The sequence below is a fragment of the Streptomyces sp. NPDC045778 genome (assembly GCF_056431945.1).
In genome coordinates, this window is sequence record NZ_JBWKJZ010000038.1 from 42,853 (window position 1) to 53,884 (window position 11,032).

Genomic DNA, 11,032 nt, shown 5'->3' on the forward strand with positions numbered 1-11,032 from the left:
CCCGCGCGTGACCTCCCTGGAACTCTCCACGGCCCCCGGCCGCCCACCGGTCGCCCACCTCACCGGCACCGCCGGGGAGTTGGCGGACCACCGGCAGGCGATCGACCGTGCGGTGGCCGAGCACGGCGCGGTCCTGCTGCGCGGGCTCGCCCTGCCGGACGCGGCGGCGGCCGCGGCCGCCGCCTCGGCGGTCACCACCCGGCTCATGGCGGAGTACGAGCCCTTCGCCCCCAGGTCGGAACTCCGGCCGGGCCTCTACTCGTCCACCGAGTGGCCCCCGGACCAGCCGATGTGCATGCACCACGAACTCAGCTACGCCCGCACGGTGCCGTCCCGGATGGTCTTCGCCTGCCTGACCGCCCCGGCCCGGGGCGGCGCCGTCGCGCTCGCCGACGGCGCGGCGGTCCTCCGCGACCTGCCGGCCGGCCTGGTGGCGCGCTTCGAGGAACACGGATGGGAGCTGAGGCGCAGCCACAACGGCCCGGTCGGCGTGGACTGGCAGACGGCCTTCGGCACCACGTCGCGAGCCGAGGTGGAGCGCTACTGCCAGGAGAACGGCATCGGCCTCGCCTGGGAGGAGAGCGGCATGGTGCGCACCCGCAGGGTCCTGCCCGCGGTGCTCCGCCACCCGGGCACGGGGGAACGCGTCTGGTTCAACCAGATCGCCTTCCTCAACGAGTGGACCATGGACCCGGCCGTCCGCGAGTACCTGGAGTTCGAGTTCGGACCGGGCGGCCTTCCGTTCAACACCCGCTGCGGCGACGGCAGTCCGCTGGACCGCGCCGAGGTCGACCTGATCAACGAGGTGTACGAGGCCCACACGGTCCGCGAGGCCTGGCAGGCCGGGGACGTCCTGGTGGTGGACAACCTGCGCATGGCGCACAGCAGGGACCCGTACCAGGGCGAGCGGCGGATCGCCGTCGCCCTGGCGGATCCCTGGACGGTCAGTCGAAGCTGAGGGAACGGAGCAGCGACACCCGCGGGGTGATCAGGGAGCAGGCCCGTACGGTGGCCGCGACCCGCTCGACGTAGTCCGGCTCCGACGTGTCGAGCAGGACCCCCAGCATGGTGCCGCTGTGCGCCGCCACCACACCGAGCGCCCCGACGTCCGCGCACACCCGCAGGACGTCCGGCAGCGTGCGCTTGGGCCACAGCGCCTGGTTCATCTCGGCGCTGCGGGTGGCGACCGCGCCCACCTCGGCCAGGTCGCGCCGGCCCACGGCGGCGGACAACCGCACAAGGAGCCGGGCGTACTCGCGCCGGTCGGCGGCCGTGAAGGGCTTGTCGAGCCGGTTGAAGGCCACGGTGTCGACCGTGCCGCCCTCGTCCAGGCCGACGATCGTCATGGTGGGCAGCGGGCCGAGGAACGAACGCAGCCGGACCCGGCGGTGGTCGAAGGCGACCACCCCCGGGTACAGCACGCCGTCGGTCGGCTCGATCCGGCGCAGCAGCTCCTCAAGCCGCGCCGGGGGCAGCTCCAGGCCGACGGCGTTGGCCACGGCGCGCGCGGTGGCCACCAGGTCCGCGGAGGAACTCGCCATCCCCTTGCCCTCGGGCAGGTTGCTCTCGACGGTGAGGACGCCGCCGGCCGGAGCCCCGGCGGCGGCGAGGACCATCTCCGCCATCCGCCGGGCCTTGCCCTTGTGGGCGGGCCGGACCTCCAGGCCGGGCAGCGTGCCGTCGACCTGGTAGCAGGCCATCGTCCAGCGGGCCACGGGCAGGGTGACCAGGAAGTCCCCGTCCGGCCCGGGGAGTCGGCCCTGGAGGAGTTCGCCGAAGGTACCGAAACAGGTGCTGACGCCGGTGGCGCCCCGGGACAGGACCGGGGCGCCACCGGGGGCGGGGTACGTGCTCACCGCTGCCGGGCCTCCGGGAGGCGGCCGGCCACCAGGGCCGCCACGTCGGCCGGGAGGGTGCGGGTGAAGTAGTGGCCGCCGTCGGCGAAGGCGTGCAGGTCCACCGAGTCGAAGGCCCGCTCCCAGAGCTTGTAGCGCTCCCGGGGCTCCCGGGTCGTCGGGTCGTCGTCCGTCAGGACCACGTCGAGGGGGGTGGTGAGCCCCTGGCCGACCGGACCCTCCTGCAAGGACAGCAGGTAGTCGTTGGTGGAGCGGACGTCGTGCCGGTAGGCGCGGGCGACCAGGTTGGCCCGTTCCGTCTTGAGCAGGTCCAGCTCGACGTACGCGGCGTCGCCCTGCATCCGGGCGGTGATCTCCCGGTCGGACAGCGCGGTCACCTCGGCCGTCTCACGGCGCAGTTCGGCCGGGTCCTCCAGCAGCAGCGCGCCGATGAACACCCGCTCGGCGGGGCGCTGTTCGGCCTCCAGGAGCCGGGCCAGCTCCACCGCGTAGGCACCGCCGGCGCAGTGGCCCCACAGCAGCAGCGGGCCTTCGGGCAGTTCGGCGAGCACCCGGCGGGCCAGCTCGGGGACGTCGGCGAGCGGTTCGTCGGGGTTGCTGATGTCGTGGCCGGGCAGTTCGACCGCGGACACGCCGATCCCGGCCGGGGCCAGCGCGCGGGCGAGCAGCTGGAAGTTGACGGCGTTGCCGCCCGCGTACGGGAAGCACACCAGGGTCGCCCTGGGCCCGGCGCCATCGGTGCCGACGGTGTTGAGCCGTTGCAGCAGGCGGTGGTCGCCGGCCGGCGCGGTGGCTCCGGCGGAACCGTCGAGCACCGCCGCGAGGTCGCGCAGCACCGGATGGGCGACGAGGTCCCGCAGCGCGACCCGCCGTTCGAGCTTGACCATGAGCCGGACAGCGGCCAGCGAGGTGCCGCCGAGCTTGAAGAAGTCGTCGTCGCGGCCGATCCGGCCGACCAGGACGCCCAGGACCTCGGCCCAGGCGGTGGCGAGGCGGCGCTCGGTGTCCGTGGCCGGCGGGAGATAGGCGGCGATCTCCTGCCCCAACTCCTCGGCCATCGACGTCAGGCGCTTCTTGTCGGTCTTGCCGTTCTCCGTGAGCGGGAGGGCGTCGAGCCGGTGGAAGTACGACGGGACCATGTACGACGGCAGGGCCGCCGCCAGGAAGTCACGCAGGTCGGCGGACTGGACGTCGGCGGGCCCCGTGTGGAAGGCGACCAGGTTCTTCGTCGCGTCCTGGCTGCCGGTGATGACCACCGCGGCCTCGGCGACCCCCGGCATCTGGAGCAGCCGGTTCTCGATCTCGCCGATCTCGATCCGGAAGCCGCGCACCTTGACCTGCTCGTCACGGCGCCCGAGGAACTCGATGGTGCCCTCGGGCAGCCAGCGGCCGTAGTCGCCGGTGCGGTAGAGGCGGGTGTCCGCCAGATAAGGGTCGGTGGTGAACGCCTGCGCCGTGCGCTCCGGGTCGTTGATGTAGCCGCGGCCGACGCACACGCCGGAGAAGGCGATCTCGCCGGGGGCTCCGAGCGGGACCACCCGCTGCCGCTCGTCGAGGATGTAGGTGTTGACGTTGCGCAGCGAGCGGCCCACGTTGACCACGGCCAGGTCGCGCTCGGGCACCCGGTCGAGCACCGCGTGCATGGTGTCGTCCGAGACCTCGGTCGCACCGTACGCGTTGACCAGGCGGATGTCCGGCTGTACCGCGAACCACCGCTTGACCAGGCTGACCTTCAACGCCTCACCGGTCACCGAGACCGACCGCAGGTCGCCGAGCGCGCGGGGGTGCTGCTCCAGGTGGGCGAGCATGACGTCGAGGTAGGCCGGCACGATCTGGATCACCTGCACCCCGCCGCCGGAAAGCAGCGCGATGAAGCGGTCGACGTCGAGCTGGTCCGCGGTGTCGACGATCAGAGTGGAACCGCCGACCAGCAGCGGGGCGAGCACCTGCCACAGCGAGATGTCGAAGCACTGCGAGGCGGTCTGGGTGACCACGTCACCGGCCACCAGGTCCATGTCGTCGATCTTCGCGTACAGGTGGTTCAGCATGCCCTCGTGCTCGCACATGGCGCCCTTGGGGGCGCCGGTCGAGCCGGAGGTGAAGTAGATGTACGCGAGTTGGCCGAGGCCGATCGGCCGGCCGGGGGCGTCGGTGCGCGGGGTGCGGTAGGCGTCGGCGGCCAGCAGCGTGCGGCACGCGCGCCCGGCCGTGGCCAGCGCGGCGTGCAGGACGGCCTCGCTCCCCGGCTCGGTGACGGCGTAGCGGCAGTCGCTGCGCGTCAGCTGGTCGGCCACCCGGCCGGCCGGGAAGTCCGGGCGGACCGGCAGGTAGACGCCGCCCGCCTTGAGCACGCCCAGGGTGGCGGCGATCCAGTCGAGGTTGCGGTCGGTCACCACCGCCACCACGTCCTCGTCCTGGAGGCCCTGGTCGAGCAGGGCGTGGGCGATCCGGTTGGCGCGCTCGTCCAGTTCGCGGTACGTCCAGACCTGCCGGCCGTGGGTCGCAGCGGTGGCGTCGGGGTGCTCGCGGACCCGCTTCTCGAAGAGGTCGACGAAGGTGCCGGCGGGCAAGGGGCGGAGCGGGCCGCACAGTTCGCGGCGCTGGTGGTCCAGCTCCGCATCGGACAGCAGGGTCTGCTCGTGGTGGGCGGCGTCGGGGTCGGCGGCCAGCAGGGCGAGCGCGGTCGCGTGGTAGCCGGCAAGGCGCTCGGCGTGGTCGGCGTCCATGACGTCAGGGCGGTAGGTGAGGGTGGCGGTGAGGTCCGCGTCGTAGTGGACCGCGAGGGCCGCCGCCGGGTCGGGCGTGGCGTGGGTCCGCAGGTCGAGCAGGGTCTCCGGCGTGGCGTCCACGGGGGCGGCCAGTGCCCGGGCGGCCTCGGCGACCAGCTCGCGCCAGGTGCCGTCGGCGACGGTCGCGGCGTACGCGCCGGGCCCGTCGTTGGTGAGCCGGCCGGCGACGAGGCCGCGTTCGCCGGTGAGGGCCGCGAGCACCTTGAGGTGAGCGGCGAACAGCACCGCCTCGAGCGTGACGCCCAGTTCGTCGGCTCGGCGGCCCAGGGCGGTGGTGAGCTGAGGGGTGGTGTCGGTGCGGATCCGGCCCGGGCCGGTCCCGGGGCTCGCCCCGGCCGGCGTCCATCGGGGGAGCGGGATCGGGGCGGGCGACTGCGTGTCGGTCATCTGGTCTCCTGGAAGGTCAGCCGGTGGCCAGCCGCAGGTGGGCGGTGGCCCGCGCGGCGCGGTCGGCGGCGGTGGCGCTGTCGGGACCGGTCGCGACGGCGTAGCCGTACCGGTCCCGGAACGAGTGGGTGAGCCGTAGCTCCGTCCCCGGTGCCACGGTGAGTTCGGCGAGTTCGACCCCGGGCAGGGCCAGCGCCGCCGACCGTCCCCCGGTCGCCGTGACGGTGCCGGAGCGGTCGGCGAGCGCGAAGCGGATCGAGGCGTGCGCCCGCTGCCGCGGCTCCACCGCGGTGGGGCGGCCGACGGCCCGGGCGACGGTGGCGGCCACGAGGTCCACCGCGGCGGCGTGCCGTACCAGGGTGGGGATCATGCCGCCGGCGAGGCGGGGGTTCACCTCGATGACGACCGGGCCGTGCGGCCCGTACCGCAGCTCGGTGTGGGCCGGGCCCCAGCCGAGGCCCAGCGCCGTGAGCGCGGCCGACGCGACCGCGCCGAGCCCGGCGGGCGGGGCCGCCGCCGGGAAGTCGTGCCCGGTCTCCACGAAGTACGGAGCCGGTCCCAGATGCTTGGCGACGATCCCGATCACCGCGCCGTCGAAGGTCTCGACCGAGAACTCCGGTCCGTCGACGTACTGTTCGACGAGCACCGTGCCGGGCATCGCCGCGCCGCGTTCGTCGACCGGGGTGCCGAGCAGGTCCGCCGCGGCCGCGCGGACCTCGTCCGGTCCGGCGCACAGCCGTACTCCCACCGAACCCGAGCCGGTGGTCGGCTTGACCACCACGGGGTACCCGGTCCGGCCGGCCGCCGCGAGCGCGGCGTCGACGTCGGTGACGGCGGTGTACGCGGGTACGGGCACGCCGGCCGCGGCCAGCGCGGCACGCTGGTGGTCCTTGTGCCGGCAGGCGGCCAGCGCCTCCGGGTCCGGCGCGGGCAGGCCGAGCCGCCGGGCGGCCCCGGCCGCGGTGGCGATGAAGTACTCGGAGCTGGAGGTGACTCCGGCGAGACCGTCCCCCTCGGCCAGGCGACGGCACGCCGCGAACACGGCCTCCGGGTCCGCCGTGTCCAGCACCAGGTGGTCCACGGCGTCCGCGGCCACGTACGGATAGCGCTCGGGCCGCGCGGTCAGGACGACCGGCCGCAGCCCGAGGTCGCGGGCGGCGGAGCAGAACTGCCGCCCCGACCCGGTGGTGTTGCTCTCGATCAGCGCAAGCCAGGTCAACTCCCTGCTCCTTCCGTGATGTTCCGGCCGTCCGCGATGATCCTGGCGGTGGCGTCCGCCAGCTCCCGGGCCGCGCCGTCCCACCGCTCGCGGACGGCCGCCAGCCAGTCGGCGTGCTCGGTGAGCGCGGCGTACCCGTCCGCGAAGACCGCGTCGAAGTCGCCGGGGCCGCCGCCGTGGCGCTGCTCGGCGACGAGCGTGGGCAGCGAGATCTCCGCCTCCCGCACACCGGCGGGCAGGTCCTCGGCGGCAAGCCGGGAGGCGCCGCGTTCGACGGCGTGCCGGACGGCGCCGCCGACGAGACCGTGCGCCGCGCGGAACGGCACGCCCTGCCGGACCAGCCGGTTGGCCAGCGCGGTGGCGCCGACGAAGCCGTCCTCTGCGCGGGCGAGCATCCGCTCCGGTACGGGCCGGGCGCCGCCCACCAGAGCCCGGGCGAGCACGGTGCCGTCCTGGACGGCACGCAGACCGGGCCAGACCGCGGCCACCGCCTCGGTGCCGACCTCGATCGCGTTGGTGAACGGGGTCGAGCGCGTGGTGGCCGCCGCCGCCGTCCACGCGCCGATCGCCGCGCCGGCCTTGGCCTTGACGTACTCCAGCAGGAAGGCGTTGCGCTTCTGCGGCATCGCGGAGCTGCCCCCGACCAGCCGGTCGGGAAAGGCGACGAAGCCGAACTCGACGCTGCTCCACAGCTGGAGGTCGGTGCCGAGCCGGCTGATCGTCAGGGCCGCGCCCGCGGCCGCGGCGAGCGCGCGCAGGGCGTCGTCCCGGCTGGCGACCGCGTCCAGCGCGTGCCGGGCGGGGCCGGTGAAGCCGAGCAGCCGGGCGGTGTGCGCCGGGTCGATCGGCAGGTCCGTGCCGGCCACCGCGCTCGCGCCCAGCGGGCAGCGGTCGAGGTCGTCCACGCAGCGGCGCAGGGCCGTGATGTCGCGGGCGAGCGCGATCGCGACCCCCACCAGGTAGTAGCCGTAGGTCACCGGCATGGCCGCCTGGTAGTGCGTGTGCACCGGCATGACGGTGTCGCGGTGGGCCCGGGCGCGGCTCAGCAGCACGGCCTGGAGCCGGGCCAGCTCCGAGACCAGGGCGTGGAGTTCGCCGCGGAGCCTAAGCGCGGTGGCGGTCGCCTTGAGGTCGTTGCGGGAGCGGCCGGTGTGCAGCCGGCCGCCCGTGTCGGCGCCCAGCTCGTCGCCGAGCAGCTGCTCGTACGCCAGATAGAGGCCGCGCGGGGTCGGCGCGCCGTGCAGCGGGCGGAAGTCGTCGGCGCGCAGCCGCTCGATCGCCCCGGCCAGGGCCGCGGCGTCGGCCGGGCCGATCAGACCGCGGTCGGCGAGCATCACCAGGTGCGCCAGATCGATCCGGGTGGTCAGCGTCAGTTCGGCGCTGAGTTCGGCCGGGGTGGGGGAGCCGTAGATGATGGACTGGACGCGCGCGCCCACGGTGGAGGTGAGGCGGCTCATCGGGTGGCCTCCCCGGTCCGGGCCGCCAGGACATCGGCGAGAGTGCGGCGGCCCCACTGGTGGTGGCTCCACCGGTCGGTGGGCCTGGTGGGGTCGCTGACGGCGAGCGGCTCGGCCGGCGGCGGCGCGGTGTGGCCGCCGGCCGTGAGCCACTCGTCGTGGTAGACGGTGTCCTGGTAGCGGTAGCCCTCGTCGGGCAGCATCACGACGACGCGGGCGTCGGGGTTCCGGTCGGCCCACCACCGGGCCACCTGGTAGGCGGCGCCGCTGGTCGGCCCCTGGAACAGCGCGTGTTCGCGGTGGAGGCTGCGGGTGGCGGCGTACGCCTCGGGGGCGGTGCACCAGTGCACCTCGTCGATCTGCCGGTGGTCGAGGTTGCCGGGGAGCAGGCTGTTGCCGAGCCCGCGCAGCTCCCTGTTTCCGTCCGGGTGTCCGAACAGCACGCTCTGCGGGGTGTCCACGCCCACGGCCCGCACCTCGGGGCGGCCGGCGCGCAGCGCGCGGACCGTCCCGCACAGCGAGCCGCCCGAGCCGACCGGTCCGACCAGGCAGTCGACGGCGCCGAGGGTGCGTTCGATGTGCTCGGCCACGACGGCATAGGAGGCCGGGTTGTCGGGGTTCTCGTACTGCTCGGGGCAGAAGGTGTCCGGGAGTTCGGCCCGGATCTCGGCGAGCCGCTTGAGCCGGGCCTCCTGGTAGCCGCCGACCTCCGCCGGGTCGGCGCAGATCTCCACGTGGGCCCCGAGGTCGGTCAGCCGGCGCCGCAGGGCCGCGTCGATCACCGGGTCGCTGACCAGGACGAGGCGGCGCCGCATCAGGGCGGTCTGCATGGCAAGGGCCAGGCCGAACGTGCCCGATGTGGTCTCCACGACGACCGTGTCAGGCCCGAGCCTCCCGGACTGCTCCGCTTTGAGCAGAATATGCCGGGCCGGCACCAGTTTCATCAGCGTGAAGGCCGCCCCGTAGAGGTTGCCGCCGAGCTTGATGAGCCGTGGCAGCAGGACCGCCTCGGTCGATTCCAGATACGCGTTCTCCACCATCGTGCTCCCCGAGGCAGTCCTCTATACGGTTCGCCAACGTGGTCCACCGTCACCGAAAGCCGGGGGCCGGGTCTGCTCAACAGTGAACAGACGCCGTTTCGGCGGCTATCTACGTTGGCGGCATGGAAGCCACGATCGATCAGGGGATTCTGGCCATCGTCCGGGACGTGCTCGGAAACCCGGAACTGGGTCTCGACGACGACATCTTCGATCACGGAGGAACGTCACTCGCCTTTGTGCGGGTGCTCGCCCGGATCAGTCAGGAACTGCACGTCAAGGTGCGCGTCGGCGACCTGGGTGGAGTCGCGACGGCGCGCAGTATCGCGTCGCGCGCGGCTGTGGAGAAGGCCGCTCTCGCGGCCGAGAGATAAGGAGTCCGTGATGACGCAGAATGCTGGTGCGAGGGAGTTCTCGCTCACGCCCGAGGAACTTGAGCAGTTCCGTCGGAACGGCTTCTTCGGTCCGTTCAAGGTCTATGAAATCGAGGAAATGCGCCGTATCTGGCGCACCGAGCGGCTGGCCCTGATGGATCGTGCGAACGCGATCTATCAGGAGGACGCCGCGCAGTCCGGAAACACCAACATCTCCAACTACGACCGGCACCTGGACAACGACTTCCTGGCCGATCACATCACCCACCCCAGGATCGTCGACAAGGTGGCCAGCGCCCTGGGCCCGGACGTCCTGTGCTGGCGTACGGAGTTCTTCCCGAAGTACCCGGGTGACGAGGGGACCGACTGGCACCAGGCCGACACCTTCGCCAACGCCTCGGGCAGCCCGCAGATCGTCTGGGACGGCGACGAGCACGTGCACTTCGGCGGCACGCTGACGGTGTGGACGGCCTTCACCGAGGCCAACGAGGACACCGGCTGTCTCCAGTTCATGCCGGGCACCCACCAGCAGATGATGTACGACGAGACCAAGAAGATGCACTACAACCCGCAGCGCATCAACTCCGAGGTCAAGGAGGGCGTCCGGCGCGGGTTCTTCGGCTACGACTATCGCGAGCTGCAGATCGACGACGACTTCGTCCCCGACGAGTCCCAGGCCGTGCCGATGGTCATGCGCCCCGGTGAGGCGATCATGTTCTGGTCGACCCTCATGCACGCCTCGCTGCCGCACAACGGCAAGACCGACGAGATGCGGCTCGGCTTCGCCAACCGCTATGTGCCGACCTCGGTCCGCGTGTACCCGGACACCACCGACATCGTCGAGTACGGCGGCAAGGTCAGCCTGGAGCGCTTCGGCTCGGTGCTCGTCTCCGGCCACAACGAGTACGACCACAACGTGATGGCCACCGAGACCGTGACCGGTCACCCCTTCACCACCCGCTGATCCGCCCGCCGCACCGAGGGTGCCGCGCGGGACCCCCGTCCGCGCGGCACCCCCGACTCCCTAGGACAGGAACATGCTCGCCTCCATGGAGACCATCGCCGGCGCCGGCGCCACGCTGCGCGGTTACAGTGCCGGTACGCCGGGCGCCCCGGCCGTGGTCATCGCCTCCGCCTGCGGGATGCCGGCCACGCTCTGCGAACCGTGGATGCGGCACCTGGCCGGCACCGGCCACCGGGTCGTCACCTGGGAGACCCGGGGCCTGTTCGGCGACCTCGCCGACGACACAGGCGCCTTCGACGCGCTCGGGCACGACGTCGACGCCCAGGCCGCCGACCTGCTCGCGGTGATGGACCACTACGGACTCGGCACCGCCCATGTGATGGGCCTGTGCGGCGGCGCCGTGATCGCCCTGGGTGCGGCGCGGCAACAGCCCGGACGGGTCGGCTCGCTGAGCCTGTGGCACGGTGACTTCTCCGGCACTCCCGGCCCCATGACGGGCCATCAGGAGAACCTGAAGGCCCTCCTCGCGATGGCCGCCCAGGGCCGCCCCGACGCCGCCATGATCAACGGGGCGCTCGCCGAGAGCGCCCGCGCCGCCGTCCCCGCGGAACTCGCCGAACTCGTGATGTACCCGTATACGACCGACGAGTTGTTCTACCGCTACAGCGCGCTGACGCTCGCGACCATGACCGAGGACGTCACGCCGTCGCTCGCCGCTCTGCGGATGCCGGCCCTCGTCGTCACCAGCGAGGACGACCACACCGCCCACCCCGACGGCTCCCACCGGGTGGCCGCCGCGCTGCCGGACGCGGTGCTGCGGGTCGAGCCGCACGGGGACCACATCTCGGTGTTCGGCGCCGGCGACCGGCTCCGGGACATCCTGGCCGACTTCCTCGGCGGGGTCGCCGCACCCACGCCGACGGCCTGAGCAGACCACAGCAGCATCCGC

The 11,032-nt window shown here is 73.3% G+C and carries 9 protein-coding genes; 4 read left to right on the forward strand and 5 right to left on the reverse strand.

The genetic code is table 11. The features are described from left to right. The first annotated feature begins 7 nt into the window (after window positions 1-7). Complete coding sequence (locus AC07GB_RS34140; protein ID WP_478852392.1) at window positions 8-958, forward strand: TauD/TfdA family dioxygenase; 951 nt, start codon at window positions 8-10, stop codon at window positions 956-958. Here the strand turns inward: AC07GB_RS34140 and AC07GB_RS34145 are convergent. The 5 genes from AC07GB_RS34145 to AC07GB_RS34165 are packed head-to-tail and all read right to left on the reverse strand — an operon-like array spanning window position 945 to window position 8,748. Then, window positions 945-1,856: a GHMP family kinase ATP-binding protein gene (locus AC07GB_RS34145; protein WP_478852394.1), complete on the reverse strand. Its 912-nt coding sequence runs from the start codon at window positions 1,854-1,856 to the stop codon at window positions 945-947. The genes AC07GB_RS34140 and AC07GB_RS34145 overlap by 14 nt on opposite strands. Beyond that, complete coding sequence (locus AC07GB_RS34150; protein ID WP_478852396.1) at window positions 1,853-5,032, reverse strand: non-ribosomal peptide synthetase; 3,180 nt, start codon at window positions 5,030-5,032, stop codon at window positions 1,853-1,855. The genes AC07GB_RS34145 and AC07GB_RS34150 overlap by 4 nt, the downstream gene beginning before the upstream one ends. A 16-nt stretch (window positions 5,033-5,048) precedes the next feature. Further along, window positions 5,049-6,251, reverse strand: coding sequence for an ATP-grasp domain-containing protein (locus tag AC07GB_RS34155; RefSeq protein ID WP_478852398.1), 1,203 nt, complete (start codon window positions 6,249-6,251; stop codon window positions 5,049-5,051). Then, window positions 6,248-7,708, reverse strand: a complete 1,461-nt coding sequence (gene argH / locus AC07GB_RS34160; protein WP_478852400.1) for an argininosuccinate lyase — start codon at window positions 7,706-7,708, stop codon at window positions 6,248-6,250. Before argH ends, AC07GB_RS34155 begins: the two co-directional genes overlap by 4 nt. Next, complete coding sequence (locus AC07GB_RS34165; RefSeq protein ID WP_478852402.1) at window positions 7,705-8,748, reverse strand: cysteine synthase family protein; 1,044 nt, start codon at window positions 8,746-8,748, stop codon at window positions 7,705-7,707. The genes argH and AC07GB_RS34165 overlap by 4 nt, the downstream gene beginning before the upstream one ends. Before the next feature lie 122 nt (window positions 8,749-8,870). Here AC07GB_RS34165 and AC07GB_RS34170 point away from each other — a divergent pair, with 122 nt between their 5' ends. The 3 genes from AC07GB_RS34170 to AC07GB_RS34180 all read left to right on the forward strand — a co-directional run bounded on the left by AC07GB_RS34170 (window position 8,871) and on the right by AC07GB_RS34180 (window position 11,011). Beyond that, window positions 8,871-9,119 (forward strand): acyl carrier protein, encoded by a 249-nt coding sequence (locus AC07GB_RS34170; RefSeq protein ID WP_478852404.1) that lies wholly within the window; start codon window positions 8,871-8,873, stop codon window positions 9,117-9,119. A 10-nt stretch (window positions 9,120-9,129) separates the two neighbouring features. After that, window positions 9,130-10,083 carry a chlorinating enzyme gene (locus AC07GB_RS34175; protein ID WP_478852406.1) on the forward strand — a complete coding sequence of 318 codons (954 nt, stop codon included), beginning with the start codon at window positions 9,130-9,132 and terminating at the stop codon, window positions 10,081-10,083. Between the two features lie 85 nt (window positions 10,084-10,168). After that, entirely contained in the window at window positions 10,169-11,011 is an 843-nt protein-coding gene (locus AC07GB_RS34180) for an alpha/beta fold hydrolase (protein WP_478852408.1), read from the forward strand. Window positions 11,012-11,032: the final 21 nt, after the last annotated feature.

What these genes read in the sequence shown, in the direction of transcription:
- AC07GB_RS34175 (WP_478852406.1), top strand. Translation starts at nt 9,130, where the DNA reads ATGACGCAGAATGCTGGTGCGAGGGAGTTCTCGCTCACGCCCGAGGAA.
- argH (WP_478852400.1), bottom strand. Translation starts at nt 7,708, where the DNA reads ATGAGCCGCCTCACCTCCACCGTGGGCGCGCGCGTCCAGTCCATCATC.
- AC07GB_RS34165 (WP_478852402.1), bottom strand. Translation starts at nt 8,748, where the DNA reads ATGGTGGAGAACGCGTATCTGGAATCGACCGAGGCGGTCCTGCTGCCA.
- AC07GB_RS34150 (WP_478852396.1), bottom strand. Translation starts at nt 5,032, where the DNA reads ATGACCGACACGCAGTCGCCCGCCCCGATCCCGCTCCCCCGATGGACG.
- AC07GB_RS34180 (WP_478852408.1), top strand. Translation starts at nt 10,169, where the DNA reads ATGGAGACCATCGCCGGCGCCGGCGCCACGCTGCGCGGTTACAGTGCC.
- AC07GB_RS34170 (WP_478852404.1), top strand. Translation starts at nt 8,871, where the DNA reads ATGGAAGCCACGATCGATCAGGGGATTCTGGCCATCGTCCGGGACGTG.